Source organism: Roseovarius tibetensis (assembly GCF_050896375.1).
In the GTDB taxonomy this organism is placed as follows: domain Bacteria; phylum Pseudomonadota; class Alphaproteobacteria; order Rhodobacterales; family Rhodobacteraceae; genus Roseovarius; species Roseovarius tibetensis.
In genome coordinates, this window is the sequence record NZ_JBPBBB010000001.1 from 177,164 (window position 1) to 202,422 (window position 25,259).

Here is a 25,259-nt window from a genome sequence, read left to right on the forward strand (position 1 = left end):
CACGCGGCGACACCACATCATGGTCGTGCCGCAGGCTGAGCCGCATGGCGGACGGGGGTCAGACACCCGATCCCGCCCTTGGGATCGAAATTACGCCGAATCAAGCGGTTATAGCCTTACGGCACTTCGACGCGAACCCCGAACTCCCTTATAAGCGCCTGTGATCGTTGGATCTTATTGGATTCGCCATTTTTCCGACAATTTGCCATACTTAGCGTCCACTGAAAGGGAGATCACACATGAAACGGCGTGTCCTGTTCACCACCCTCATGGCCGTGATGCTGGTGCCGCTATTCATCGGATCGGCCGGCGCGCAGCATATCAGCGCGTCCGAGATCGAAGACGTGCTGACCGGCAACACCATCGACGGCGTATGGTCCGGCAGTCACTATCGCCAATACTACGCCGAGGACGGCACGACCATCTATGTCCCCGACGAGGGGCAGCGCCGCGAAGGCCGCTGGCGCGTCAATCCCGAGGACGGAACCTACGAAAGCTGGTGGCGCAGCACCGGCTGGACCCCCTATGTGATGGTCGATCTTCCCGACTCTGGGTATGCTTGGATCAACGGCGATGTCGTCGAGGCGTTCACGGTCCAGAAAGGTAGACGGATCGAGTGACCCGGATCACCGTCATACCCGTGTATCCTGCTGCCCTAGCTTGCGCCGCCTGCCTCGTTCCCCGTGTCGCCCAAAGACAGCGTGTGCGCGCGCAACCAGTCCATGAATCCACGCGGATCGTGGGCCAGCATCTCCATCCGTGCATCGCTGACGGGGGCGCCGACGATCGGTTTTTGCGGATGATTGCAGCTATGCACGACCTCGTGCAGCAACAGCCCCTGGCGCAGCGTGGACGAGACGCGGTTGGCCAGCTGGTACCAGCGTGAATTGGCCCCCGGAAAGAACACCGGCACAACCGTGGCGCCCGACCGGCGGATCATCTGCGCGGTGAACACGTTCCAGTCACGCTCGACCGCGGGTCCGGACAGCGTGTCGCTTGACGCCACCACGCCCGACGGAAACACGCTAACCACCCCGCCCTTCTTGAGATGCGCCATCGCCTTGGCGCGCATCTCGACCGATTTGCGCTGCGCGTCGGGCTCGTGCGGGAACGGCACCGAAATCATGTAGGACGCCGCCACCTCGTCGATGCCGATCAGCAGCGCGCGCGACAGGATCTTGAAATCGCTGCGCCGGCGCCCGATCAGATCCGCAAGGATCATCCCGTCGACCAGGCCGTGCGGGTGATTGGCCACCACCACCACGGGCCCCTCGGCGGGAATGTTTCGGATCTGCGCCTCGGGCGTCAGAAGCTGGATCCCCATGACGTCGAGCGCCGCGCGCCAGAACGCCTGTCCACGCGGCGCGCCCATCTTTTCGAAACGCCGGATCATCCGGATGATCGTGACCTTGCCGGTCAGCCATTCCATGCCGCGAATGATCGTCGAGCTTAACGGGCCGTCGAAACTGTTGGCATAGGTTATGCTGCGCATGTCGTGGGTCTGGGGGGCATCCCCGTCACCGACCGCCTTGCCGGGCTCTTTGCGCGCGTTGCTGTTCACTGCCCCGTCCCCGTTCCGCTCATGGTGCGACCGACGGATTCTTCCGGCGCGGTCACATGTCCTCGCCAAAGCGCGCGGCCACGAGCGCCCCTATCGCATCGGCGAGGGGGTCGGCGTCGGACCCCGCGATTTCGACGTCAATAATGCTTCCCTTGGCCGCTGCCAACATCAAAAGCCCCATGATGCTGTCGCCAGAGGCGCTTTGCCCCTGATGGGACACCTCGACGCTGGCGTCAAAGCCCTCGACCACCTCGACGAGCTTGGCGGCGGCGCGCGCATGCAGCCCCTTCTCGTTCACGATCTGCACCTGTCGCGTGACCCTGTCGGCCATACCTGCGCCCCTTTTCGTCAGTCCGTCGTCACATTGTGACTGTCGATATACTTGCGCCCGGCCTCCAGCGCGGCGCGGACCGCCTCCGGTACGCTGACATGGCGGCTCTTGGCCAGCTTGATCAACAGCGGCAGATTGGCCCCGTAAAGGATACGCCGGTTATCCGGACGCCCGGCCCGCATCGCGAGATTGGACGGCGAGCCACCGAATATGTCGGTCACCAGGATCACACCGTCCCCGGTATCGACCGAATCCGCAGCCGCACAGATCTCGTCCTGCTTGATCGCCCGCTCATGCCCCTCCTCGATGCTGATCGCGCGAATTCCCGGCTGCACGCCGACCACATGTTCGACCGCGCTCAAATACTCGCGGGCCAGCCCGCCATGCGCCACGATCACAATTCCGATCACGACCTCGTCACTCCTCTGGTCGGCGGAGTCCGCCCTCGCCGCGCCGCTCCAGCTCGCGATGTCTTATAGACACCTGCCAGTCGCCCTGTGCAAGGGTTTCGGCAAGACTTTCCGCCATGACCACGCTGCGATGCTGGCCGCCGGTACAGCCGAACCCGATGGAGAGGTACGATTTTCCCTCGGCCTGATAGGCGGGCAGCAGTTCCGTCACCAGCTCTGTCACGCGGCGATGAAAGCTGTCGAAACGCGGATCGGCCCGCACGAAGGCCGCGACCTCGGGCGCGCGCCCGTCGAGCCCACGCAGGTCCGGCTGCCAGTGGGGATTTTTCAGGAACCGGCAGTCCAGCGCCATGTCGAGACCATGCGGCAATCCGCGCTTGTACGAGAAGGAATGCACCGACACCGCAAGCCCGCGACCATCGCGGGCGGCGAACCAGCGCTCCAGCTCGGTGCGCAGATCGTGCGGCGACATGTCGGAGGTGTCGATCAGAAGGTCGGACCGCACCCGGACCGGAACCAGCAGGTCGGATTCGCGGGCGATCCCCGCCTCGACACTTTCATCAGGGGCGAGCGGATGGCGCCTGCGTGTCTCCGAAAAGCGTCTTTGAAGGATCTCGGGACGACATTCGAGATAAAGCACCCGAAGTCGCAGCCCCGCCTGCCCTTCAAGACGGTCGATCAGGTCGATCAGCGCATCGGTCGAGAAATCGCGGTTGCGCACGTCGAGACCGAGGGCGAGTGGCTTGTCCGGTGGCGACGGCCCCTCGACCAGCCTCGGCAGCAGGCTGAACGGCATGTTGTCGATCGCCTCGAAGCCCATGTCCTCCAGCGCGCGGATCGCGGTGCTGCGGCCCGCGCCCGAGGGCCCGGTAACAAGCACCAGATGCGGTGGCAGGCGGTCGGTTTCGGGGGCGTTGACATCCGCCATGGTCATGACGTCCTGAATTTATCGAACTCTTCATGTCTGAGATATAGCAAAATCGCGGCCGGAAAATGCACATGCGGTGCATTTTCGAGACGCGGCAGCGAGATCGCCATCACGGTTTCGTGCGTGCAGGGCGGCAGACGTTCGGTCGCGGTCCGGTCCATGTCCACAAGCAGCGCGACCGGCTTCGGCCCGGACGCGGGCACCGTTAGGATGCCGACACCGCGCGCCTCGATTCGACCGCGGATCGTGTCGGGCGCATCCGCCATTAGGGCCGCGCCGGCGCGCCAGAGGCGCGTGCGATCGTCCGAAACGAGGACGGCCCCCATCGCCATGAGCTGCAAGGCAAGTCCGGATTTACCGCTTCCGGACGCCCCCCGGATCAGTACCGCACGCGCGCCCACCGCCACGCAGGTGGCGTGCATCATGTGCCCGTCTGGGGCGGGGTCATTGGTCATTCGCTACACCGAAAGGCCCACGACAAAGCGCACGCCAAGCGGCTCCGAAGTGGCGTCGGCCTCTGTCGGGCGGATGTTTTCGGCCCAGATCACCCCGTCATGCGCCTCGACGATCTGCTTGGAGATGGCGAGCCCGAGTCCGGAATTGTTGCCGAACTCGCTGTCCGGCCGGTTGGAGTAGAAGCGGTCGAACACCTTTTCGAGCGCGTCGGCGGGAATGCCCGGACCGGTATCCTCGACCACGACGAGTACCCGGTTCGCCCGCTGGCGGGCCCAGACCCGGATCGCGTCCCCAGCCTCGCAAAAGCTGATCGCGTTGCTGATGAGATTGACGAACACCTGCGCGAGCCTTGCCTCTAGCCCGGTGATGACGATCGGCTTTTCGGGAAAATCGGTGATGAACGCCACGTCTTTCTCATTGGCCCGTGTTTCGAGATACTGACCGAGATTGCGCAACATCGCAAGAAGGTCGAACGGCGCCTGCTCGTCCTTCACAAGATCGCTGTCAAGCCGCGAGGCGCTCGAGATGTCACTGACCAGCCGGTCGAGACGGCGCACATCGTGCTCGATCACCTCGATAAGCCGCGCGCGCTGATCGGGGCGCTCGGCCCGACGCAGGGCGCCCACGGCGCAACGCAGGCTTGTCAGCGGGTTCTTGATCTCGTGCGTCACGTCGGCGGCGAACTGTTCATTGCTTTCAATCCGGTGATAAAGCGCCGCCACCATGCCCCGCAGCGCCTCCGACAGGCGACCGATCTCGTCGGGGCGCGCGGTAAGATCCGGAATACGGATGCGCATGTCCGTCGCACCGCGCCGACTGGGGACGAGGTTGCGCCCGGTCTCCGCCGCGTTCGCCAGATCGGCCAGAGGCCTGGCAATGGCTGATGCGAGCACCAGACTGAGGCCCACGGAAATCAGCGCGGCGATGAGAAAAAGTCGCAGCACACGCTCGCGTTCCGCGGCGATCAGCCAGTCTAGCGTGTCCGTCGCGTCGGCAAGCGCCAGAACCGCGACCGGGGCCCCGTTCCGCACCACCGGGGCGGCGGCCCATACGACCGTGTCGCGCGTCGGGCCGGCGCGGCCCATCTGGGGCCCATCGGCGAGGGCGGGCCCGACCATCTCGCGCACCAGTTCGACCGGGTCCTGTCGCGTATCCGGATCGGCCCGGCCCAGAAACAACCCGGTCAGCATGTCCTCGATCCGGTCGAGCCCGTCCGACAGGGGCGTCGATGCCCGCACCGGTTGCGGCGACGTCGGCGGCGCGTCACCGCACCGGCGCAACAGCAGATGACCGTTGCGGTCGAACAGCATGACCTCGGTTCCTACGCGCAGGTTCAGGTGCCGCAGGATACCCGACCCGCCCGACCACGCACCAGCTACCGTGGCGACAGGCATCTCGTCGGGCAACCGCCCGGCGATCACGTCGGCCATGAGGCTGACATTCTGCACGAGGGTCTCGCCGCGTTCGCGCAGCAGCGGCTCGGGCCCGCCGCCGAGATAAAGAACCCCCAGGATCAGGATATTGAGAGCGGTGATGTTGAAAAAGATTATCCTGCGCCGAAGCGCGGAGCCGCGCATCAGCGCTCGGGCCCGTCGTACGTCGCGGCCACGGTTCATGCCACTGGGCGCGCCCGGATCCACGCCGCTTTGCTCCTCCGTATCCAATGGCACGTCCGGTCCCTCCCTGTTGCGGGCCTCCCGACATTACGTTTCGTTATAGCGATAGCCGATGCCATAAAGTGTCTCGATCGCCGCGAATTCGGGATCGACCAGACGCAGCTTCTTGCGCAGACGCTTGACATGGCTGTCGATGGTACGGTCATCGACATACACTTGGTCGTCATACGCCACGTCCATCAACTGATCGCGGCTTTTCACGAAACCGGGCCGTTGCGCGAGCGCCTGCAGCAACAGGAACTCTGTCCCGGTCAGCGTGACCGCCCGCCCCTTCCATGTCACCGCGTGGCGCTGCGGGTCCATGCGCAGATCCCCCCGTTCGAGCACGCTGCCATGCTCGTCCGCCATGGGCGCCTCGGCATCCGATACGTGCCGCCGACGCAGGAGCGCGCGGATACGTTCAACCAGAAGCCGTTGAGAAAAAGGCTTTTTCATGTAATCGTCGGCCCCCAGGCGCAGACCGAGCACCTCGTCAAGCTCATCATCCTTGGAGGTCAGGAAAATAACCGGCACCTGCGATGTCCCGCGCAGGCGTTGCAACAGATCAAGCCCGTCCATGCCCGGCATCTTGACGTCAAGCACCACGAGGTCGGGCATCCTGTCATTGAACGCATCGAACGCATGCTGCCCGTCGGAGAATGTTGCCACCTCAAACCCTTCGGCCTCGAGCGTCATGGCGACGGATGTGAGGATGTTGCGGTCGTCGTCGACAAGCGCAATTTTCCATCCTGCCATTTTTTCCGGCGTGTCCATAATTTTTAGCCTACGCATTCGTTCAAAACTTCATCACTGATGCTTACAGTAACGAATCATTGTTTTCGTTGATACGAATTAAGCACGCAGACCTTTCGATTTCCTGAAACCCCTCGGACCCGTCTCGCGCGGCCTCGTTCATGCCGTCCAGAAGACCGCGGTCGGGATCGCGCACAGGTGATTGCGCTAACTGCAAAAAACGACCTGTCCTTTCGCGAACCCCTCATGTTACGGGATGTCCAGCCGGGCGAGGCGCCCGACCGGCACCCCTTGATGGTCGTGCCGTTTCTGAGGCCGCAGGCGCGGACAGTACGCACAGGAGCAAAGCATCATGACATTCGGACGGGTCAACCCGCACTTCCGGCTGGAGGATCAAGGCATCACCGGGCTGGGCGATGTCCATTACAACCTGATCGAGCCGGCGCTGATCGAAGCCGCGTTGAAGCGCGGCGAGGGCACGCTGGGACGCGGCGGGGCGTTCCTTGTCAGCACGGGCAAGTTCACGGGCCGGTCGCCCGAGGACAAGCACGTGGTGAAATCCGACACGACACGCGACACCATCTGGTGGGACAACAACGCCGCGATGACCCCCGAGGCGTTCGACGTGCTTTACACCGACATGCTGGACTACATGAAATCACGCGACATGTTCGTCGAGGATCTGGTGGGCGGCGCCGATCCCGCGCTGGCGATCCATGTACGCATGGTCACCGAACTGGCGTGGCACAGTCTGTTCAACCGCACCATGCTGCGCCGCCCAGAGCGCAGCGCGCTGGACGCCTTCGTCGCCGATTACACGCTGATCAACTGTCCCGGTTTCAAGGCCGATCCGGAGCGTCACGACTGCCGCAGCGAGACGGTGATCGCGATGAATTTCGACCGCAAGATCATTCTGGTCGGGGGCACGGAATATGCCGGCGAGAACAAGAAATCCGTTTTCACCCTGCTCAACTACATGCTGCCGGAACACGGCGTGATGCCGATGCACTGCTCGGCCAATCATGCGCAGGACAATCCGGTGGACGCCGCCGTGTTCTTCGGCCTGTCGGGCACCGGCAAGACGACCCTGTCGGCCGATCCCGAGCGCACCCTGATCGGCGATGACGAGCATGGCTGGTCCGAGCGCGGCACGTTCAATTTCGAGGGCGGCTGCTACGCCAAGACCATCAACCTCGACCCCGAGGCCGAGCCCGAGATCTACGCCACCACCGGCAAGTTCGGCACCGTGATCGAGAACATGGTGTTCGACCGCGACACGCTGGAGCTGGATTTCGAAGATGATTCGCTGACCGCGAACATGCGCTGCGCCTATCCGCTGCACTACATCTCGAACGCCTCGGAAACGGCGCTCGGGGGTCATCCCAAGAACATCATCATGCTGACATGCGATGCGTTCGGCGTCCTGCCCCCCATCGCGCGGCTGACACCGGCGCAGGCGATGTATCACTTTCTGTCGGGTTTTACCGCCAAGGTCGCGGGCACCGAACGCGGCGTGACCGAGCCGCAGCCCACGTTCAGCACCTGCTTCGGGGCGCCCTTCATGCCGCGCCGTCCCGAGGTTTACGGAAATCTGCTAAAGACCAAGATCGCCACGCATGGCGCGACCTGCTGGCTGGTCAACACGGGCTGGACCGGCGGCGCCTACGGCACCGGGTCGCGGATGCCGATCCGGGCGACGCGGGCGCTGCTGACGGCGGCGCTTGACGGCTCGCTCGGCGATGCGGAATTCCGCAAGGACGAAAATTTCGGCTTTGACGTGCCGGTCACGGTGCCCGGCGTGGCCGAGGTTCTGCTCGATCCGCGCCGCACATGGGACGATGCCGCCGCCTATGATGCGCAGGCGGCCAAGCTGGTGCAGATGTTCGCCGACAATTTCGCCCAATACATCCCCTTCATCGACGACGATGTGAAGGCGGCCGCGATCGGCTGATCTACGCGGTGCCGACCCCGTCCCGACCCTCTGGTCGGGGCGGGGTGTCATTCCGGATCTGCGCGCTGCACGTTCAGAAATGCGATTTCGGCTCGTCCGGTTTGCCCGCGCTTACGGCAAGCAGACCTGCAAGCCCCGTCATGCCGATGGGAAACATGGTGAACACGTTGAAGCCGAACGCGTAATACATCATCGCCGCGGACACGATCATGAGTCCCCCACCCAAAAGCGCGCGGACCTTGGCCATGGCACCGCCGGCAATGGCCAGCAGCGGGGCCACGAAGCTTGCCGTGCGGATCAGGACCGGATCGCGCACCTGACCCAGAAGCCCCTCGACCTCGCCAAAGCGGTCGACAGCCTCGGTATACCCATAGCTGAAAAACCCCACGAGCACCGCGAGGCATCCCCCGATGATCCCCAGAACCATTGCCGCGCTGCGCATTGTCACACTCCTCTGGTCAGTGTCGTCCGGCGGCCGTCACCCCAGTAGCGCGGCCTGCGTGTCCTTGCCCCAGCCCAGGTAGAGCGTGCCCGCATCGTCGATCAGCGGGCGCTTCATCAGGGTCGGATGATCGGCCAGCAACGCGCGCGGATCGCGGGCGCGCTCGGCTTCGGACAACTGGCGCCACGTGGTCGATCTTCGATTCACCAGATCCGCGCCGAACGTCGCATGCGCCGCCTGTGCCACGTCTGCGGGCAACCCGTCTGCACGCAGATCGCGAAACTCTGCATTGTCAAGCGATTTCAACGCCTTGCGGCAGGTATCACAGGTTTTCAGGCCGTAAACTATCACGGTGCATCCCTTTCATTTGCGCCTGAATACCGGGCAATCGCAGTCGCGTCACGGGGTTTCGCTTGATTTTTACATTGGCGGTGCAATCATATTTCACCACCGGGCGTCCCGGGCGGACTGTGGTGCGGTTGCAGCACGTCACGCGCCTCTGACGATCGGTGTCACATGATGGCCCGGCATATTCCGGGGACGCGAAGACAAAGGAGAAGCGGCATGCCGACCGGCACCGTGAAATGGTTCAATACAACGAAGGGTTACGGCTTTATCGCGCCGGAGGACGGCGGAAAGGACGTGTTCGTGCACATCTCTGCGGTCGAACGCTCGGGGCTGACCGGGCTCGCGGATGACCAAAAGGTCGCGTTCGAGCTGATGGACGGGCGCGACGGGCGCCAGATGGCCGCGGATCTCAAGCTGCTCTGACGGAACACCTCGCAGACAGGGTGCTGGCGTCCGTGCCGGAACGGTGCGGCCGCGATCACCCAGCTTCGGCCAGCCGTGCGACGTACCTCGCCAGGGTGTCGATTTCGAGATTGACCTGATCCCCCACCGCGACGTCCCGCCATGTCGTCACATCCTTGGTATGGGGAATGAAGTTGATCCCGAAATCGCATCCGGCGACATCGTTCACGGTCAGCGACGTGCCGTTCAGCGCCACCGATCCCTTGGGCGCGATGAAACGGGCCAATCCGTCGGGCGCGCGCAAGGTGACGCGTGTGCTGTCGCCGTCGTCGCGCAGATCCACGACCTCGGCCAGACCGTCCACATGGCCCGCCACGATATGACCGCCCAGCTCGTCCCCGACCCGTAGCGCACGTTCGAGATTGACGCGCGTCCCCTCGCGCCATTCCGACAGGTTGGTTTTCGACACGGTCTCGGCGGAAATATCGACGTCGAACCAGTCCGGCCCCAGGTCGACCACGGTCAGGCAAACCCCGTCACAGGCGATCGAGGCGCCGATCACGATCGTGCTGGTGTCATACCCGGTTCCGATGCGCGCCCGCATGTCGCCATGCTGTTCTACGCCGCGAACATGCCCCATATCGGTGATGATGCCAGTGAACATCGTCGGCTCCTTTCCTGTCTCAAACCGGACCTAGCCCTGCCTGCACCGCAAGACAAGCCGCACGGACCCGCGCGGCGTGATTGCCGCGCACCTTCAGGCGGACGGCCCCGCGCGGCCCGCTGGCGCAGCGACACGGGCCATCGGGTCGATTCGGCAAGGATCGCGGCACAATAGGGCTATCAAAGTCCCACGAACTTGCTTTAGCGTATCGCGCATGACTTGCAGAGCGACGCGACGCACATGACGGGGTTGAGCGGCGCGAACCGCAGCTTCCTGTTTCTTCAGGGGCCTCATGGGCCGTTCTTTTACCGTCTGGGCGAACGGCTGCGCCAGAGGGGGGCGACCGTCTGGCGTGTCGGGTTCAACGCGGGCGACCGCGCCTTCTGGCCCGATGCGGCCAGCTATATTCCCTGTCGCGGGCCGGCCGTGGACTGGCCCGGCCACCTGCGCGATCTTATCACCGAACGGGCGATCACGGATCTTGTGCTTTACGGCGATACCCGTCCCGTCCACGCTCGCGCGGTCGGGATCGCGCACGAGGCGGGGCTGACAGTGCATGTCTTCGAGGAAGGGTACATGCGGCCCTACTGGGTGACCTACGAGCGCGGCGGAAGCAACGGCCACTCGCGCCTGATGGGGATGAGCGTTCCCCAGATGCGCGCGGCGCTGACGCACCCGGAGGCGGACACCGCCATGCCCCCGGCCAGCTGGGGCGACATGCGCCAACATATCTTCTACGGGGCCCTGTATCACGGCGTCGTTCTATGTCTGAATCGTGGCTATCGCGGCTTTCGCCCGCACCGCGCCCTGAGCGTCCGGCAGGAATTCCGCGTGTACCTCAAGCGGTTGGCGCTGATGCCGTTCCGCGCCATCGACCGGCATATCGCCACGCGGCGCATCCGGCGTGGCGGGTTTCCCTATCACGTCGCGCTCCTGCAACTGGAACATGACGCCGCGGTCCAGGCGCATTCCCCCTTCACGACCACGGCGGCGTTCCTGGACACCGTGATCGACGGGTTCGCGCGCGGCGCGCCGCCAGATCATCACCTCGTGGTCAAGGCGCACCCGCTGGAGGACGGCCGCGCGCCGATCCGCGCAACGTTGCGCCGGCTGGTAATGGCGCATGGCGTGCAAGGCCGCGTCCATTACCTGCCGGGGGGCAAGCTCGCGCATCTGCTGGACGCGGCGCGCAGCGCCGTCACGATCAACTCGACGGCGGGGCAACAGGTCCTCTGGCGCGGGCTTCCGCTGCGCAGCTTCGGGCGGGCAGTCTATGACAAGCCGGAATTCGTCTCGGGGGCGCCGCTGCCGGATTTCTTTGCCGGGGCCGACCGGCCCGACCGCGAGGCCTATGCCGATTACCGCCGCTTTCTTCTGGCAACCAGCCAGGTCGCGGGCGGGTTCTATTCCGCACGCGGACGCCGCCAGGTGTTGCACAGCGTGGTCGACATGATGCTGTCGCGTGACGATCCCTATGATGCGCTGATCCGCGGCACTGCGGCAACAGATGCGGCCTTTCCCCCGAAATCGCATCGCGGGAGGGATGGATCTTCGCAGGCAACGCCGCTAGCGTCCCGGCACAGGCAAGCCAGATACCAACAGGTCGAGGAGGCCGGGCAGTGATATCCCGACACATACGATCGACGAGACTCGTCGCACTCTTGCTCACCGTGCTCACCCTGGCCGGGTGCGCCCTGCCAAGCAGCGGCCCCGGCAAGGCCGAGATCTACCAAAGCGCGGTGGACCAGCAGGGCGATGCCCATATCGTGGAGGTCGACAACCGCGTCGCCCGCGTGACCGATGTGCAGCCCGGTCTGGGGTTTTCCGCGGCCCTCCGCAACGCCGCCGTGCTGGGCTCCGACACGATCCGACCGGGCGATACGCTTGGGCTGACCATCTGGGAAAACGTCGATGACGGGCTCATGGCAGGCGAACCCGGCAATCAGACCATCCTCGAGGAAGTCCAGGTCGACGGCTCCGGATTCATCTTCGTGCCCTATGCCGGCCGCATCAAGGCCGCCGGAAACACGCCCGAGGCCGTGCGGCGCGTCATCACCGAGAAACTCGATCAGCAGACCCCCGATCCACAGGTCGAGGTGCGCCGCGTGGCCGGCGACGGCGCCACCGTGTCGGTCAGCGGTGCGGTCAACGGTCAGGGCGTCTACCCGATCGAGGCCCCGACGCGCACGCTGTCGGCGATGCTCGCCTCTGCCGGCGGGATCGCGATCAAGCCCGACGTGGCACAGATCACGGTCATCCGGGGCGGTCACCGTTCGCGCGTGTGGTTCCGCGACCTGTTCGAGCACCCGAAATCCGACATCGCGCTGCGCGGCGGTGACCGCATCCTCGTCGAGGCCGATACCCGCGCCTACACGGTACTCGGCACCACCGGCCAGCAGGCGCGCGTGACCTTCGAAACCCAGACCCTCAGCGCGCTCGAGGGTGTCGCGCGGGTGGGTGGCCTGGTCTCCTCCGCCGCCGATCCGACCGGCATCTTCGTGTTGCGCAACGAGACGGCGGACATCGCCAATCGCGTCCTCGGGCGCAGCGACCTGACCGGCGAGCAGCGCATGATTTATACCAAGCCGCGTGAAGGCTGACTCACGGGGGATTCCCAAGGTGGCGAAAACCTGACTCTATGGTGACAGAGTTGGGGAGGGCGTGGCCATGGGTGCAGCAATAGAATTACGGGCGGACTTTGACGGGGCGACATTGAGGTGTCTGGCCCGGAAAACGAAGAACGCGAACCAGAGCCGCAGGCTGCTGGCGCTGGCCGAGATCTACGATGGCGGTCGTCGGGGCGATGCGGCGCGGATCGGCGGCGTGGGTCTGCAGATCGTGCGCGACTGGGTCCTGCGGTTCAATGCCCGCGGCCCGGACGGGCTGATCGATGGCAAGGCGCCGGGTGCGCAACCCAAGCTCGACGACACGCAACGTCAGGCGCTTGCGGCGATCGTGGAGAGTGGTCCGACGCCGGAGGTCCACGGGGTCGTGCGCTGGCGGCTGAGCGACCTGGCCCAGTGGCTCCATACGGAATTTGCGGTGTCGCTTCACGAAACCACGGTGAGCCGGGAACTCGGGAAGCTCGGCTATGTCAAGCTCACGGCGCGGCCCCGCCACCATGCGCAAGACACCGAAGCGCTGGAGGCGTTTAAAAAAAGGGCTTCGCAACCGAGCTGGAAAAGGTGCGTGCAGGCCTCCCGCAAGGCACTGCAATAGAAGTCTGGTTCCAGGACGAGGCGCGCGTCGGTCAGAAAAACAAGATCACGCGCCGGTGGGCGAAACGCGGAACACGCCCCTCGGCGCCGCATGATCAGCGCACCATCTCAAGTTATATCTTCGGGGCGATCTGCCCGACCCTGGGCAAGGGCGCAGGGCTTGTCCTGCCGGTCTGCAATACCGACGCAATGACCCTGCATCTTGCCGAAATCGCCCAAACCGTGGCGCCGGGTGCCCATGCCGTCGTGCTCATGGATCAGGCCGGATGGCATATGACCGGCGCGCTCGTCATACCCGACAATATCAGCGTCCTGCCGCTGCCAGCCAAATGCCCAGAACTCAATCCAGTCGAAAACATCTGGCAATTCATGCGCGATAATTGGCTCTCCAACCGCATCTTCGAGTCCTATGATGAGATCCTCGATCATTGCTGTGACGCTTGGAACAAGCTGATCGACCAGCCCAACCGCATCACCTCCATCGGAGGCCGCGAATGGGCAAAAGAGTTCTGATCAGTGCAGGTTGGTATTACGTTCTCGACCTGACCGCGCCGTCCGGGCTGTTCCATGCCCGCGAATTCGGAATCCGCGACGGGGACACGATCTACGTCACCGAGGCCCCGTTCTCGAAAAGCGCCAAGACCATCGCGGCCCTGACCGGCACGCTCGGGGCCGTGGGCTCTGTCTCGACCGCGGCCAGCACGCTGGAAGGCGATTTTTGAATCCGGTCCCCGGCGCGCCGCCCGCCGGGGACCAGACACCCCGGCGGGTGTTCCACTTCAACGCGGGCTTCCTCTGGCAGCCCCGGCTGCGCCGCATCCTTGCATTGTCCGGGTACGAACTCTGCCTCGGCAGACCCACGCCCGAGGATCTGATCGCCGTCTGGGGGCACAGCCCCCACGCATGGCGCGGCGAGACGATGGCGGCACGCACGGGTGCGGGCCTTCTGCGGGTCGAGGACGCCTTTCTGCGATCCCTCTTTCCGGGACGTGCGGGCGCACCGCCGCTCGGTCTCGTCATTGACCGGGGCGGCGTGCATTTCGACGCGGACACACCGTCGGATCTGGAACATCTGCTGGGCACGCACCCGCTTGACGACCCGGCACTTATGGAACGCGCGCAGGGGTGCATCGCGCGGCTGCAAGAATCACATCTGACGAAATACAGCGCGGTTGACCCGGACCTTCCCTGTCCCGATCCCGGCTATGTGCTGGTGATCGACCAGACGCGCGGCGATGCCTCTGTCCGCCATGGCGGGGCTGACGCGGCCACGTTCCGCCGTATGCTGCATCAGGCGCGGCAAGAGAACCCGGACGCACGCATCCTGATAAAGGCCCATCCGGAAACGGCCGCCGGCCACCGGCCCGGCCATTTCTCGCCCGCCGACGCGGGGGGACGCACCCGCCTCATCCGCGATCCCGTCAGCCCCTGGACGCTTCTGGCCGGGGCGCGGGCCGTCTACACCGTCACCTCGCAACTGGGGTTCGAGGCGATCTGCGCCGGCCACCGGCCTCGGGTCTACGGGCGGCCTTTTTATGCCGGCTGGGGCCTGACCACGGATTGCCACCCGCGCCCCCTGCCACGGCGCGGGCGCGGTCTGAGCCCGGCGCAGCTTTTCGCCGGGGCGATGCTGCTCTACCCCACGTGGTACGATCCGCATCGTGACCGGCTCTGCGACGCGGAAACCGCGATCGAGGCCCTCGCGGCCGAGGCGCGGACCTGGCGCGAGGACCGCCATGGCTGGACGGCCCATGGCATGCGGATGTGGAAACGCGCGCCGCTGCGGCGTTTTTTCGGACGGCACGCCCGGATGCGATTCTCCGGCCCGCCCCGACCTGACCGGCCCGCGATGGTCTGGGCCAGCCAGGCCGCCACCACCCCCGGCCGTGCCACGCGGGTCGAGGACGGGTTCCTGCGCTCACGCGGGCTGGGGGCCGACCTGGTGCCGCCCTTGTCGCTGGTGCTCGACGACCTGGGCATTTATTACGATCCCGCCGCCCCCAGCCGACTCGAGCACCTGATCGCGGCCCGCGCAATGCTGCGACCGGATCAGATGGCGCGCGCCGAACGGTTGCTCGCCACGCTGACGCAGCACGGTCTGAGCAAGTACAACCACGGCGCACCGCCGCCCGCCCTGCCCGCCGGCAATCGCATCCTGGTCCCCGGACAGGTCGAGGACGACGCGTCGATCACGACCGGCGCGGGCGCGATCAACACGAATCTCGCGCTGCTGGAAAAGGTGCGAGCCGAAAACCCCGATGTGGTGATCCTCTACAAACCGCATCCCGATGTCGAGGCCGGGCTGCGGCCGGGTGCCGTGCCCGACGCGCGGCTACGCGACCTCGCCGACATGACGGTCGGCGGCACCGACCCGGCGCAGTTGCTGGCACATGTCCACGCCGTCTGGACGATGACCTCGCTGCTGGGATTCGAGGCGCTGCTGCGCGGTGTTCCCGTCATCACCACCGGCACCCCCTTCTATGCCGGCTGGGGCCTGACCCGCGACCTCGGGACACCGACACCGCGTCGCAGCGCGCGCCCCACGCTTTGCGGGCTCGTGCATGCCACGCTCATCGATTATCCGCGCTATTTCGACCCCGTCACCGGGACGGCCTGCCCGGTCGAGGTGGTGGCGCACCGCCTTATCCATGGCCCGCTGCCAGGCCCGGGACCATCGAACCGCCTTCTGGCCAAGCTTCAGGGCGCGCTGGCAACCCACGCCCCGCTCTGGCGTTGATCCCGGCTTCATCTTTCCTGAAATACTCAATATAGCTTGGTCAGTTACCCGATCGCTCGGCCTCGATCTCGCGCCAGCGGGCGACGTTCCGGTTATGCTCGGCCAGCGTCTCGGCAAAGGCGTGCCCGCCACTGCCATCGGCCACGAAGAACACGTAATCCGTATCGGCCGGATCGACCGCGGCCTCGATGCTTTCCTTGCCGGGATTGGCGATCGGCGTGGGCGGCAGCCCGTCGATGGCATAGGTGTTCCAAGCCGTGGAGCGGTTCAGTTCGCTTTGCCGCAACCCGCGCCCCAGCACGCCCTGCCCCTCGGTGATCCCGTAGATCACCGTGGGATCGGTCTGCAGCCGCATGCCGCGTCGCAGCCTGTTGACGAACACGCTGGCCACCTGCCGACGCTCGCCTGCAACGGCGGTTTCCTTTTCAATGATCGAGGCAAGAATCAACGCCTCTTGCGGACTGTTCAGCGGCAGATCCTCGGCGCGGGTCTGCCATGCGGCCGCGAGGATATCCTCCTGCGCGGCAGCCATCCGGGCCAGAACGTCCGCACGGCTGTCACCGCCGCGCACCTCGTAGCTGCGCGGCGCGAGCGTGCCCTCATCGGGCACCCGCGCCACCTCGCCGGTCAGCACCTCGACGGCGCGCAATCCTTCGACGACCTGCCAGCTGGTGACGCCCTCGGCAAAGGCGATGCGATAGCGGGTGTCGGCCCGGTCCCGCACGGTCTGATAGATCTCGGGCGGGATCGCATCCGGGTCCATCGGATCGAAGGCCGCGCGCTCTTCGTAGCGGCTTGTGCCGGTGTCGAGTTCTCGTACCACCGCTTCGGCGGAGGTCACGCCGATGCGCCAGATCACCTCGGTTCCACAGGTGCTTGCGCCGCCGCTTGTGATGATGTCGGCGATCTCGGCCATGCTCGCCCCCTCGGGGATCAGCCAGCTTCCGGCCTTGAGATCGTCCGCCTTGCCGGCGTAATCCACGCCGATACGGAAGATCGCCGCATGCGTGACGGTACCGTCTTCCTCAAGCCGGTTCGATACAGGCCGGATCGTGCTGCCCGGCTCGACCCGCAGGCAGACCGCCTCGGAATGCGGTCCTTCGCCCGTGTATTGCGCCTGTCCCCACAGAATGACCCCCCCGAGAAGAAACAGCGCGACCACCAGCAGCGTCAGCACATTCGAGACGATATGCCGCCACATCAGCGCGGTTTCCCGACCAGAAGCGCGGCGTTGGTGCCGCCGAAGCCGAAGCTGTTGGACAGCGCGACATCGATCCTGCGCGGCTGCTTGGCATTGGCGGCCAGATCGAGCGGCGTGTCCACAGCCGGGGTGTCGAGGTTGATCGTCGGCGGGGCCACCTGATCGCGTATCGCGAGGATCGAGAAGATCGCCTCGACAGCCCCCGCCGCGCCCAGCAGATGCCCGGTCGCCGACTTGGTCGAGGTCAGCGTGGCCTGTTCCGCCGCATCGCCAAGAAGCCGTTCGACGGCCTTCAGCTCGATCGGGTCGGCCATGGTCGATGTGCCGTGCGCATTGATGTAATCCACCTCGTCCGGGCGCAGCCCGGAACTTTTCAGCGCGGCCCGCATGGCCCGCAGACCGCCATCGCCATCCTCGGCGGGGGCGGTGATGTGATACGCGTCGCCGGACATGCCGTAACCCAGGATCTCGCCATAGATCTTGGCGCCGCGGGCGCGCGCGTGCTCGTACTCCTCAAGGACCACGACGCCCGCGCCCTCGCCCATCACGAACCCGTCGCGGTCGGTGTCATAGGGACGGCTGGCCGCCTTGGGGTCATCCGCGCGCTTGGTCGAAAGCGCCTTGCAGGCATTGAAGCCGGCGATCCCGATCTCGCAGATCGACGCCTCGGCGCCGCCTGCCACCATCACGTCGGCATCGCCGAACATCACGAGCCGTGCGGCGTCACCGATGGCATGGGCCCCCGTGGCGCAGGCGGTCACGACCGAATGGTTGGGGCCCTTGTACCCGTAGCGGATGCTGATCTGCCCCGAGATCAGGTTGATGAGCGCGCCCGGAATGAAGAACGGCGAGACGCGCCGCACCCCCTTGTCGCGGATGATGTTCGTGGTCTCCTCGATCGAGCGCAGACCGCCGATTCCAGAGCCCATCATCACGCCGGTGCGTTCAAGGTCCTCTGCCGCCTCGGGTTGCCAGTCCGCATCCTCGATGGCTTGCTGCGCCGCGGCCATGCCATACAGGATGAAGTGATCGACCTTGCGGCGCTCCTTGGGTTCCATGTAGCGATCGGGATTGAACGTCCCGTTGCTGCCGTCACCGTAAGGCACCTCGCAGGCATATTTCGTGACCACGTTGGCCGGATCGAACCGGGTGATCGTCCCGGCCCCGGATTGCCCGTCCAGAAGACGGCTCCAGCTTTCCTCGACCCCGTCGGCCAACGGGGTAACAAGCCCCAGCCCTGTGACAACGACACGCCGCATGGTGCTGCCCTTTCTTTGTTTTTACCCGGGCGTATCTACCCCGGCTTTGGCCCACGGGGCAAGAGCGACCCGACGACGCCGCGCAAGGAGACGCCGATGCGCGGGGCATGATGCCGATGCGGGGGCTACTGGAATTCGGCGGTCTGTTCGATCGGCATGCGCGCCATGCGCAGCGCCTCGCCAAGATCGACATCCTTTGCCAAAAGCGCCCGCCCTATCAGCGTTCCGGCGATGTTCGGAAGGTACCGCAGCCGTGCGACATCGTCGATGCCGTGAACCGTGCCGCGCGCGATGACCGGCAGCCGCGTCTGCGCCGCCAGACCCGAGATCACCCCGAGGCTGCCGTCACTTTCCTCGATATCGGCGTCGATATCGGTGACGATGAACCCCGCCAGCGGCACCCCGTCGAACGCGCGGATAAAGTCGTCCGCGCCGAAGACGCTCGGGGTGTGCCAGCCCGCGGTCATCAACTGGCCCTGATAGACATCGACGGCGACGACGATCTGGTCGGGATGGTATTTCGCCAGTTCCTTGACACCCTCTGGATCGTGAAGGGCCATGGTGCCCAGCACAACCCGTCCCGCGCCGTGATCGATCCAGCGACTGACCGAGTCGCGTGCGCGAAAGCCGCCACCAAGTTGCACGGGGATGCCCACGGTGCGGATGATCTCCTGCACGAGGGCGTCGTTGCCGCCCTCGCCGCGCAGCCCGTTCATGTCGGTCAGGTGCATCCACTCGGCGCCGGCGCTCGCAAATCCGCGCGCCGTCTCGACCGGGTCCACGTGCCAGATCACCGGCTCGTCGAGCCGGCCGCGCCGGAGATTGACGCACTTGCCGTCGAGAAGTTCGAGTGTCGGATAGATGATCATGTCATGCCCCGTTCCTGCCGCGGTGATGGCATCGTGCCAGATGGCGGGTCCGGCGCGTCATGGCAGGACACCGCGATATGTTACTATCCTGCCGATACGCGGCGACCACCGCTACGACCGCAGCGGCATGATACCACGCTTTTCCGCCCTGCCTACCCCGCATCCGGTGGGTTCTGACAGTGTCCGGCACGGGGACGTCGGCAGCGCGCGATCAGGCCGCGGCACAGATACCCGGCCGGCCGGGTGTCCCTGCCTGCGAAACCCTGTCTTCCAAAACGCGACGGCCCCGCCAATGGGCAGGGCCGTCACATCGCGACATGGCGTGATCTCAGGACGCTTCAGAGATGAACTTCACCGCGTCGCCCACGGTCTGGATGGTGTCCGCCGCGTCGTCGGGAATCTCGATGCCGAATTCCTCTTCGAACGCCATGACCAGCTCGACCGTGTCAAGGCTGTCAGCCCCGAGATCGTCGATGAAAGAGGCCTTGTCGACCACCTTGTCCTCTTCGACCCCCAGGTGTTCCACAACGATCTTTTTCACGCGGTCTGCGATATCGCTCATGTCTTGTTCCTCATCTTGTGGTGGGCCGAACGGGCCCGGTCTTTGCCCCCGCCCGGTGCGGGAAGCGGCTTTGTTATGCCCCTACGGGCGGCTTGCGACTGCCTGCCTGCACGGGACGATGGAGAAACCGCGTGCTCCTCCGGCAAATCTGCGTGGCCTATAGCACATGCGTTGTCGATGGCAAACGAATTCACCACACCGCTGCGGCATCGAACGACCCCGCGTCAGCTCACAGCATCGCCATGCCGCCGTTGACATGCAGCGTCGCCCCGGTGACATAGCCCGCCTCGGGGCTGGCAAGGTACAGCACCGCCGCCGCGATCTCTTCGGGGGTGCCCATGCGGGCCACCGGGATCTGCGCGGTCAGGGCGGATTTCTGGTCTTCGGTCATCTTGTCGGTCATCGGCGTCTCGATGAAACCCGGCGCGACCATGTTCGCGGTGATGCCCCGCGTGGCGACCTCATGCGCGATGGATTTGGTCATCCCCGACAATCCCGCCTTGGCGGCGGCATAGTTCACCTGGCCCGGATTGCCGGTCGCCCCGACGATCGAGCCGATATTCACGATGCGTCCCCACCGGGCCTTCATCATCGGCCGCACCACGCCGCGACACAGCCGCATAGCCGATGTCAGGTTCACGTCCAGCACCTGAGCCCAATCGTCGTCGGACATCCGCATGAACAGCTGATCGCGGGTGATGCCGGCATTGTTGACGAGGATATCGAGCCCGCCCATGGCCGCCACCGCCGCCTTGGGAAGCGCCTCGACCGCGTCGGGGTCGCCCAGATCACAGGGCAGCACGTGGGCCCGCGTCCCCAGTTCGGCGGCCAGCGCTTCGAGCGGATCAACCCGCGTGCCCGACAGGCCCAGGGTCGCGCCGGCCCCGTGCAGCGCGTGGGCGATGGCGGCCCCGATGCCCCCCGACGCGCCCGTGACCAGCGCATGTTTTCCGGTCAGATCGAACATTCTTCGCTTCCTTCTCGTTGCTGTTGCATCGCGGCTCAGCGCGCGGCAAGCGACGCCACGGCCGCGGTCACATCCTCGGGCGTGCCCACGGTGCGGCATGCAAGGCTGCGGTCGATCCGCCGGATCATGCCCGACAGCGCCTTGCCCGCGCCGATTTCCCAGATCTCCGTGACGCCGTCGCGGGCCATGGCCTGCACGCTTTCACGCCAGCGTACGGGCGCGGTCACCTGTGCGATCAGCAATTGCTTGATCTCGCCGGGTTCGGTCACCGGCTCGGCGCGGACATTCGACACCAGCGGCACCTCCGGCGACACCAGCGTCACCTCCGACAGCGCTTGCGCCATCGCCTCGGCGGCGGGCGCCATCAGGTCGCAATGAAATGGCGCGCTCACCGGCAGGATCACGGCGCGCTTTGCGCCGCGTGCCTTGGCCAGCTCGACCGCGCGCTCGACCGCCGCCTTGTGGCCCGAGACGACGACCTGGCCGGGATCGTTGTCATTTGCGGCCTGGCATATCTCGCCCTCAGCGGCCTCATCGGCCACCGCCCGTGCGGTCTCGAAATCGAGCCCCAGAAGCGCCGCCATCGCGCCCGCGCCCACCGGCACCGCCTGCTGCATCGCGCGGCCCCGGATGCGCAGCAGCCGCGCGGTATCGCCCAGCCCGAGCGCGCCGGCCGCGGCAAGCGCGGAATATTCCCCCAGCGAATGCCCGGCGACGAACGCCGCCTGTCCGACCTCGACCCCTTCGGCGGCCAGTGCCCGCATCGCGGCCAGCGACGTGGCCATAAGCGCGGGCTGTGCATTGGCGGTCAGCGTCAGGTCGTCCTGCGCGCCCTCAAATATCAACGATGACAGTCTTTCGCCCAGGGCCTCGTCGACCTCGTCGAAGACGGCCTTCGCCGCCGGGTGCGCCCGTGCCAGATCGGCCCCCATGCCGATCACCTGTGCACCCTGTCCGGGGAAAACGAATGCGCGGCTCATCTGTGCTTTGCCTCCCTTGCAAAATTCGTCTCCGGGGTACATCGCCATGCCGTGCAAGGCAACGCCAAAGCCCCGATGGTGCCGCGATGCACGCCGGCTGTGCATGCGCGGCAATTGCCCGATCCGCGGGGCTGGCTATATCCCCGTGATAGATCGTATAAGGAGCACGGTGATGCCGCTTACCAATTCCGACACGGCCTATGGCAGCGTGACGAAGACGTTTCATTGGCTGATCGCGCTATTGATCCTGTCCAATATCGCGCTTGGCTGGATAGCCTCGAACCTTGCCCACGAGGTCGAAGGCAGCGCAAGCGAGGCGCTGATCGCCCGCGCCAGCCTGCTGTTTTCCATCCACAAGACGACGGGGGTGGCGATCTTTTTCGTGGCGGTCGCGCGTATCCTCTGGGCCGTCAGCCAGCCAAAGCCGGGACTGTTGAACGGGGATCGCGGACTGGAGGCGCGCGCGGCACAAACCGCGCACTGGCTGCTTTACGGATCGCTCGTGGTCGTGCCCCTGTCGGGCTGGGTGCATCACGCGGCGACCAGCGGCTTTGCCCCGATCTGGTGGCCCTTCGGCCAAGACCTGCCCCTCGTGCCCAAATCCGAGCCGTTGTCGGAGACCGCCGCGACGCTGCATTTCCTGCTGCAATGGGTGATGGTGGGCGCGATCGCCGCGCATATCGCCGGCGCACTGAAGCATCACGTGATCGACCGCGACGCGACGCTGCGGCGGATGCTGCCGGGCCGAACCTCGGCACAGCCCACGACACGCCAACCCGGCCATGTCCTGCCACTGTTTGCGGCGCTGGCGATCTGGGGTGGCACCATTGGCGGGGCCGGTGCGATCGGCATGTTCGACGCCTCCGAACAGACCGGTCCGGGTCTTGCGCAGGTCGAAAGCGAATGGACCGTCGAAAGCGGCAGTTTGCAGATCACCATCGTGCAGATGGGCTCCGAGGTCACGGGCAGCTTCGATGAGTGGACCGCCGACATCGCCTACTCGGAAACCGCCGATGACAGCGGCCAGCACGGCACGGTCGAGGTCACGGTCGCGATCAATTCCCTGACGCTCGGGTCGGTCACGTCGCAGGCCATGGGCGCGGATTTCTTCAATGTCGAAGAGCATCCCACCGCGACATTCACCGCCGACCTGATGGCCGGCGAGGATGGCAAGATCGCCTCGGGCACGCTGACGATTCGCGACCAGTCGGTGCCGGTCGAGATGCCGTTCGAGGTGAGTATCGAGGGCGACACCGCGACCGCAAGCGGCAGCCTGACGGTGGACCGGCGCAAGTTCAACATCGGTCAGGGCGTAAGCGACGAGGGTTCCTTGGCCTACTCGGTCGATATCGGGTTCGACCTGACAGCGACGCGGGGCGGGACGGACGGCTGACCGCCTATCGCGTCGAGGCGCGCTTGAGCCGGCCCGCGGCGTCGGGATGGGCCAACTGCGCCTCGGTTATCTCGAATTGCAGATGCGCACGCGCCGCATGGCCATCCGCCCCGACGGGCAGACAGTCCTCTATATCGCCGGGCAACGCGCCCCGCGCGCGCGGGTCCACCAGAAGGGTCTCGGCGGCGATGCCTTCGGCGTAGATGATCTGATGCGCGTCGAACAGGATCTGGTAGTAATCGACGAACCCGCCCGTTTCGCGCCGCACGGTATCCCCGTTGACGAGGTGACGGGCACGCACGAGGATCTCGGCCCGCCCCGCCCCCAGGCCGTCGGACCGCTGATAGATGAAAAGCCTGTGATTGGGACTGACCAGCAGGTCGTTTTCGTTATGCAAAGTGCCCGACACGATGCGCACCGGGGCGAATTCACCCACCGCGCGCATGGTGCTGTGACCGATCCAGCGTACCGGGCACGGGCCGTCGTCGCGCGTCAGAACCAGATCGCCGGGCGTCAACGTCTCGACCGGTTGCTGCACGCCGGACGCCATGGTGACATGCGTGCCTGCGGTGAAGGCGACACAGGCGGCCTGCGCGAACTTGCGAAGCGCGCCGGCACGGTCGATCCCGACAAGGGCGTAGCCCGTGCGCGGCAGGATCGGGGCCAGCGGCATGCCGTAGACACCCGCGACATGCTCCGCCTCGTCGACCTCGACGAAGACCAGCATTTCGGTAATCCCGCCGGTCGCGGTCATCAGCGTGAGCGCACAATCCAGATGGACCTGCGCGCCGGCACGACCAACCCCCGACTCCTCGGCGATGGTGAACGGCCCCGGTCCGTGCATGACAAGGGTCAGCCGCGCGGGCTGCGCCGGCGCGCGCAACTCGTAGACATCGTCGAGATCAAGGTCTTCCGCGAAGGACAGCGCGTCGCCCAGATTGGCCCCGGTGACGACGCGAAAATCGGCACCTCGCAAGACCTCGATCATCTGGCCGGGGCGCGAGCCTGATTGGGTCATCGGCAGGTCCGGTAACGAGAGAGCGGGGTGTGCATGTGCCTGTACCTTTTTTGATTGGGTGTCAGCGTAGGGTTGTGACGGCACCCGGTCAATCGCCCGCCCGCGTGCGCAGCACGCAAAGATGGAACAGGTGCGCAGCACGCAAGGCGGGAATGCGTGCGCAGCACGCAAGGAGGGAATGCGTGCGCAGCACACAAGATGTCGCCGCGCCGAGAGACGGGCTGAGGCGCCCACGACACCCGGCACGTACCGCACCCACCGTCTGGTGATTCTATCCGGCAAGGTGTTAAGGCATCGTCTACATGAGGACGAACACAGGGAGAAGAGCATGGATCTGGGCATCAAGGGCAAGCGGGCATTGGTCTGCGCCGCGTCGAAAGGGTTGGGGCTGGGCTGTGCCCGGGCCCTGGCAGAGGCAGGATGCGACCTGGTAATGAACGCGCGCGGCGCCGAGGCGCTGGAAGCCGCGGCAGAGGCGATCCGCATCGACTTTGGCGTCGAGGTGGTCACCGTCGCCGCCGACATCACCACCGAAGAGGGGCGCGCCGCCGTGCTCGACACGGGCGGGGGCGTGGATATCCTCGTCAACAACGCGGGCGGCCCGCCGCCGGGGATGTGGACCGACTGGACCCGCGAGGATTTCATCGCCGCCCTCGACGCCAACATGCTGGCGCCGATCGCCATGATCACCGCGCTGGTGCCGGGCATGATGGAGCGCGGCTGGGGCCGGGTGGTCAACATCACCTCGCAATCGGTGAAGGCGCCGATCCCGGTGCTGGGACTGTCGAATTCGGCGCGCGCCGGGCTGACGGGCTATGTCGCGGGCACCGCGCGGCAGGTGGCCGGGCATGGCGTCAACATCAACAACCTGCTGCCCGGCATCCACGCCACCGACCGGGCCACGTCGCTTGATCAAGGGGTCAGCGAGGCGCAGGGCATCACCATGGACGAGGCCCGCGCACAGCGCTGCGCCACGATCCCTGCAGGGCGCTACGGCACGGCAGACGAATTCGGCGCGGCCTGCGCCTTTCTGTGCAGCCAGCATGCCGGGTTCATGGTCGGGCAGAATGTGCTTCTGGATGGCGGCGCGGTGAACGCGACCCTGTAACGCGCGAGCCGGTCCCTTGCGGGGGGCCGGCCTTCACGTTTGCGTC

General features: G+C 65.8%; 27 protein-coding genes. 10 read left to right on the forward strand and 17 right to left on the reverse strand.

Features of this window, described 5'->3' with window-relative positions; all coding sequences use genetic code 11:
* Positions 1 to 239 precede the first annotated feature (239 nt).
* Positions 240 to 620, forward strand: a complete 381-nt coding sequence (locus tag ACROSR_RS00910; protein ID WP_432681870.1) for a hypothetical protein — start codon at positions 240 to 242, stop codon at positions 618 to 620.
* Between the two features lie 35 nt (positions 621 to 655).
* Here the strand turns inward: ACROSR_RS00910 and ACROSR_RS00915 are convergent, their stop codons facing one another.
* The 7 genes from ACROSR_RS00915 to ACROSR_RS00945 all read right to left on the reverse strand — a co-directional run bounded on the left by ACROSR_RS00915 (position 656) and on the right by ACROSR_RS00945 (position 6,097).
* The gene (locus tag ACROSR_RS00915) at positions 656 to 1,561 is read right to left on the reverse strand and encodes a lysophospholipid acyltransferase family protein (RefSeq protein WP_432681871.1); all 906 of its coding nucleotides are present in this window, start codon (positions 1,559 to 1,561) and stop codon (positions 656 to 658) included.
* A 52-nt stretch (positions 1,562 to 1,613) separates the two neighbouring features.
* The gene (locus tag ACROSR_RS00920) at positions 1,614 to 1,892 is read right to left on the reverse strand and encodes an HPr family phosphocarrier protein (protein WP_432681872.1); all 279 of its coding nucleotides are present in this window, start codon (positions 1,890 to 1,892) and stop codon (positions 1,614 to 1,616) included.
* 17 nt (positions 1,893 to 1,909) lie between these two features.
* Positions 1,910 to 2,302 carry a PTS sugar transporter subunit IIA gene (locus ACROSR_RS00925; protein ID WP_432681873.1) on the reverse strand — a complete coding sequence of 131 codons (393 nt, stop codon included), beginning with the start codon at positions 2,300 to 2,302 and terminating at the stop codon, positions 1,910 to 1,912.
* A 7-nt stretch (positions 2,303 to 2,309) separates the two neighbouring features.
* Positions 2,310 to 3,236 (reverse strand): RNase adapter RapZ, encoded by a 927-nt coding sequence (rapZ, locus tag ACROSR_RS00930; protein WP_432681874.1) that lies wholly within the window; start codon positions 3,234 to 3,236, stop codon positions 2,310 to 2,312.
* A complete protein-coding gene (locus tag ACROSR_RS00935; protein ID WP_432681875.1) occupies positions 3,233 to 3,685 on the reverse strand; it encodes an HPr kinase/phosphorylase in 453 nt (150 codons plus the stop codon). The genes rapZ and ACROSR_RS00935 overlap by 4 nt, the downstream gene beginning before the upstream one ends.
* Before the next feature lie 3 nt (positions 3,686 to 3,688).
* Entirely contained in the window at positions 3,689 to 5,302 is a 1,614-nt protein-coding gene (locus ACROSR_RS00940; RefSeq protein WP_432682057.1) for an ATP-binding protein, read from the reverse strand.
* An 87-nt stretch (positions 5,303 to 5,389) separates the two neighbouring features.
* Positions 5,390 to 6,097, reverse strand: coding sequence for a response regulator transcription factor (locus ACROSR_RS00945; RefSeq protein ID WP_432681876.1), 708 nt, complete (start codon positions 6,095 to 6,097; stop codon positions 5,390 to 5,392).
* A gap of 349 nt (positions 6,098 to 6,446) precedes the next feature.
* Between ACROSR_RS00945 and ACROSR_RS00950 the strand changes: the two genes are divergently transcribed.
* Positions 6,447 to 8,045, forward strand: a complete 1,599-nt coding sequence (locus tag ACROSR_RS00950) for a phosphoenolpyruvate carboxykinase (RefSeq protein ID WP_432681877.1) — start codon at positions 6,447 to 6,449, stop codon at positions 8,043 to 8,045.
* 73 nt (positions 8,046 to 8,118) lie between these two features.
* Here the strand turns inward: ACROSR_RS00950 and ACROSR_RS00955 are convergent, their stop codons facing one another.
* Together ACROSR_RS00955 and ACROSR_RS00960 are read right to left on the reverse strand one after the other, a co-directional pair.
* A complete protein-coding gene (locus tag ACROSR_RS00955; RefSeq protein ID WP_432681878.1) occupies positions 8,119 to 8,487 on the reverse strand; it encodes a hypothetical protein in 369 nt (122 codons plus the stop codon).
* Between the two features lie 36 nt (positions 8,488 to 8,523).
* Positions 8,524 to 8,838, reverse strand: coding sequence for an arsenate reductase family protein (locus ACROSR_RS00960; RefSeq protein ID WP_432681879.1), 315 nt, complete (start codon positions 8,836 to 8,838; stop codon positions 8,524 to 8,526).
* Positions 8,839 to 9,051: 213 nt separating this feature from the next.
* Between ACROSR_RS00960 and ACROSR_RS00965 the strand changes: the two genes are divergently transcribed.
* Entirely contained in the window at positions 9,052 to 9,258 is a 207-nt protein-coding gene (locus ACROSR_RS00965) for a cold-shock protein (protein ID WP_432681880.1), read from the forward strand.
* Between the two features lie 55 nt (positions 9,259 to 9,313).
* On the opposite strand, the gene ACROSR_RS00970 is transcribed toward ACROSR_RS00965, so the two are convergent.
* Positions 9,314 to 9,901 carry a riboflavin synthase gene (locus tag ACROSR_RS00970; RefSeq protein WP_432681881.1) on the reverse strand — a complete coding sequence of 196 codons (588 nt, stop codon included), beginning with the start codon at positions 9,899 to 9,901 and terminating at the stop codon, positions 9,314 to 9,316.
* Positions 9,902 to 10,141: 240 nt separating this feature from the next.
* On the opposite strand from ACROSR_RS00970, the gene ACROSR_RS00975 reads away from it, so the two are divergent.
* The 5 genes from ACROSR_RS00975 (at position 10,142) to ACROSR_RS00995 (ending at position 15,856) form a co-directional block, all read left to right on the forward strand.
* Entirely contained in the window at positions 10,142 to 11,524 is a 1,383-nt protein-coding gene (locus ACROSR_RS00975; RefSeq protein ID WP_432681882.1) for a capsule polysaccharide biogenesis protein, read from the forward strand.
* 38 nt (positions 11,525 to 11,562) lie between these two features.
* Complete coding sequence (locus ACROSR_RS00980; protein WP_432681883.1) at positions 11,563 to 12,501, forward strand: polysaccharide biosynthesis/export family protein; 939 nt, start codon at positions 11,563 to 11,565, stop codon at positions 12,499 to 12,501.
* Between the two features lie 67 nt (positions 12,502 to 12,568).
* Positions 12,569 to 13,632, forward strand: a protein-coding gene (locus ACROSR_RS00985; RefSeq protein ID WP_432681884.1) for an IS630 family transposase whose coding sequence is annotated in 2 segments (ribosomal slippage) — positions 12,569 to 13,054 and positions 13,057 to 13,632 — 1,062 coding nt in all. Because the reading frame shifts where the segments join, the coding sequence is not laid out codon by codon here.
* Positions 13,614 to 13,841, forward strand: coding sequence for a hypothetical protein (locus ACROSR_RS00990; protein WP_490166891.1), 228 nt, complete (start codon positions 13,614 to 13,616; stop codon positions 13,839 to 13,841). The genes ACROSR_RS00985 and ACROSR_RS00990 overlap by 19 nt, the downstream gene beginning before the upstream one ends.
* Positions 13,838 to 15,856, forward strand: a complete 2,019-nt coding sequence (locus ACROSR_RS00995; protein WP_432681885.1) for a capsule polysaccharide biogenesis protein — start codon at positions 13,838 to 13,840, stop codon at positions 15,854 to 15,856. Before ACROSR_RS00990 ends, ACROSR_RS00995 begins: the two co-directional genes overlap by 4 nt.
* A 40-nt stretch (positions 15,857 to 15,896) precedes the next feature.
* On the opposite strand, the gene mltG is transcribed toward ACROSR_RS00995, so the two are convergent.
* From mltG to fabD, 6 genes are all read right to left on the reverse strand, one after another.
* Positions 15,897 to 17,057, reverse strand: coding sequence for an endolytic transglycosylase MltG (mltG, locus tag ACROSR_RS01000; RefSeq protein WP_432681886.1), 1,161 nt, complete (start codon positions 17,055 to 17,057; stop codon positions 15,897 to 15,899).
* Positions 17,057 to 18,316, reverse strand: a complete 1,260-nt coding sequence (gene fabF / locus ACROSR_RS01005) for a beta-ketoacyl-ACP synthase II (protein WP_432681887.1) — start codon at positions 18,314 to 18,316, stop codon at positions 17,057 to 17,059. Before fabF ends, mltG begins: the two co-directional genes overlap by 1 nt.
* A gap of 125 nt (positions 18,317 to 18,441) precedes the next feature.
* Positions 18,442 to 19,185 carry a 1-(5-phosphoribosyl)-5-[(5-phosphoribosylamino)methylideneamino] imidazole-4-carboxamide isomerase gene (locus ACROSR_RS01010; RefSeq protein WP_432681888.1) on the reverse strand — a complete coding sequence of 248 codons (744 nt, stop codon included), beginning with the start codon at positions 19,183 to 19,185 and terminating at the stop codon, positions 18,442 to 18,444.
* Positions 19,186 to 19,513: 328 nt separating this feature from the next.
* On the reverse strand, positions 19,514 to 19,747 hold the full coding sequence (locus ACROSR_RS01015) for an acyl carrier protein (RefSeq protein WP_050663737.1): 234 nt from the start codon (positions 19,745 to 19,747) through the stop codon (positions 19,514 to 19,516).
* 229 nt (positions 19,748 to 19,976) lie between these two features.
* Positions 19,977 to 20,714 carry a 3-oxoacyl-[acyl-carrier-protein] reductase gene (gene fabG, locus ACROSR_RS01020; protein ID WP_432681889.1) on the reverse strand — a complete coding sequence of 246 codons (738 nt, stop codon included), beginning with the start codon at positions 20,712 to 20,714 and terminating at the stop codon, positions 19,977 to 19,979.
* A 35-nt stretch (positions 20,715 to 20,749) separates the two neighbouring features.
* On the reverse strand, positions 20,750 to 21,694 hold the full coding sequence (gene fabD, locus ACROSR_RS01025; protein WP_432681890.1) for an ACP S-malonyltransferase: 945 nt from the start codon (positions 21,692 to 21,694) through the stop codon (positions 20,750 to 20,752).
* A 172-nt stretch (positions 21,695 to 21,866) separates the two neighbouring features.
* Here fabD and ACROSR_RS01030 point away from each other — a divergent pair, with 172 nt between their 5' ends.
* Positions 21,867 to 23,087 (forward strand): cytochrome b/b6 domain-containing protein, encoded by a 1,221-nt coding sequence (locus ACROSR_RS01030; protein WP_432681891.1) that lies wholly within the window; start codon positions 21,867 to 21,869, stop codon positions 23,085 to 23,087.
* Between the two features lie 4 nt (positions 23,088 to 23,091).
* Here ACROSR_RS01030 and ACROSR_RS01035 read toward each other — a convergent pair whose 3' ends face one another.
* Positions 23,092 to 24,105, reverse strand: a complete 1,014-nt coding sequence (locus tag ACROSR_RS01035; protein WP_432681892.1) for a Hint domain-containing protein — start codon at positions 24,103 to 24,105, stop codon at positions 23,092 to 23,094.
* 328 nt (positions 24,106 to 24,433) lie between these two features.
* Between ACROSR_RS01035 and ACROSR_RS01040 the strand changes: the two genes are divergently transcribed.
* On the forward strand, positions 24,434 to 25,213 hold the full coding sequence (locus ACROSR_RS01040) for an SDR family oxidoreductase (RefSeq protein WP_432681893.1): 780 nt from the start codon (positions 24,434 to 24,436) through the stop codon (positions 25,211 to 25,213).
* Positions 25,214 to 25,259: the final 46 nt, after the last annotated feature.

What these genes read in the sequence shown, in the direction of transcription:
- ACROSR_RS00945 (WP_432681876.1), bottom strand. Translation starts at nt 6,097, where the DNA reads ATGGCAGGATGGAAAATTGCGCTTGTCGACGACGACCGCAACATCCTC.
- ACROSR_RS00965 (WP_432681880.1), top strand. Translation starts at nt 9,052, where the DNA reads ATGCCGACCGGCACCGTGAAATGGTTCAATACAACGAAGGGTTACGGC.
- fabD (WP_432681890.1), bottom strand. Translation starts at nt 21,694, where the DNA reads ATGAGCCGCGCATTCGTTTTCCCCGGACAGGGTGCACAGGTGATCGGC.
- rapZ (WP_432681874.1), bottom strand. Translation starts at nt 3,236, where the DNA reads ATGACCATGGCGGATGTCAACGCCCCCGAAACCGACCGCCTGCCACCG.
- ACROSR_RS00955 (WP_432681878.1), bottom strand. Translation starts at nt 8,487, where the DNA reads ATGCGCAGCGCGGCAATGGTTCTGGGGATCATCGGGGGATGCCTCGCG.
- ACROSR_RS00990 (WP_490166891.1), top strand. Translation starts at nt 13,614, where the DNA reads ATGGGCAAAAGAGTTCTGATCAGTGCAGGTTGGTATTACGTTCTCGAC.
- ACROSR_RS01015 (WP_050663737.1), bottom strand. Translation starts at nt 19,747, where the DNA reads ATGAGCGATATCGCAGACCGCGTGAAAAAGATCGTTGTGGAACACCTG.
- mltG (WP_432681886.1), bottom strand. Translation starts at nt 17,057, where the DNA reads ATGTGGCGGCATATCGTCTCGAATGTGCTGACGCTGCTGGTGGTCGCG.
- ACROSR_RS01035 (WP_432681892.1), bottom strand. Translation starts at nt 24,105, where the DNA reads ATGACCCAATCAGGCTCGCGCCCCGGCCAGATGATCGAGGTCTTGCGA.
- ACROSR_RS01010 (WP_432681888.1), bottom strand. Translation starts at nt 19,185, where the DNA reads ATGATCATCTATCCGACACTCGAACTTCTCGACGGCAAGTGCGTCAAT.
- fabF (WP_432681887.1), bottom strand. Translation starts at nt 18,316, where the DNA reads ATGCGGCGTGTCGTTGTCACAGGGCTGGGGCTTGTTACCCCGTTGGCC.
- ACROSR_RS01040 (WP_432681893.1), top strand. Translation starts at nt 24,434, where the DNA reads ATGGATCTGGGCATCAAGGGCAAGCGGGCATTGGTCTGCGCCGCGTCG.
- ACROSR_RS00950 (WP_432681877.1), top strand. Translation starts at nt 6,447, where the DNA reads ATGACATTCGGACGGGTCAACCCGCACTTCCGGCTGGAGGATCAAGGC.
- ACROSR_RS00975 (WP_432681882.1), top strand. Translation starts at nt 10,142, where the DNA reads ATGACGGGGTTGAGCGGCGCGAACCGCAGCTTCCTGTTTCTTCAGGGG.
- ACROSR_RS00940 (WP_432682057.1), bottom strand. Translation starts at nt 5,302, where the DNA reads ATGAACCGTGGCCGCGACGTACGACGGGCCCGAGCGCTGATGCGCGGC.
- ACROSR_RS01030 (WP_432681891.1), top strand. Translation starts at nt 21,867, where the DNA reads ATGCCGCTTACCAATTCCGACACGGCCTATGGCAGCGTGACGAAGACG.
- ACROSR_RS00970 (WP_432681881.1), bottom strand. Translation starts at nt 9,901, where the DNA reads ATGTTCACTGGCATCATCACCGATATGGGGCATGTTCGCGGCGTAGAA.
- ACROSR_RS00920 (WP_432681872.1), bottom strand. Translation starts at nt 1,892, where the DNA reads ATGGCCGACAGGGTCACGCGACAGGTGCAGATCGTGAACGAGAAGGGG.
- ACROSR_RS00910 (WP_432681870.1), top strand. Translation starts at nt 240, where the DNA reads ATGAAACGGCGTGTCCTGTTCACCACCCTCATGGCCGTGATGCTGGTG.
- fabG (WP_432681889.1), bottom strand. Translation starts at nt 20,714, where the DNA reads ATGTTCGATCTGACCGGAAAACATGCGCTGGTCACGGGCGCGTCGGGG.
- ACROSR_RS00935 (WP_432681875.1), bottom strand. Translation starts at nt 3,685, where the DNA reads ATGACCAATGACCCCGCCCCAGACGGGCACATGATGCACGCCACCTGC.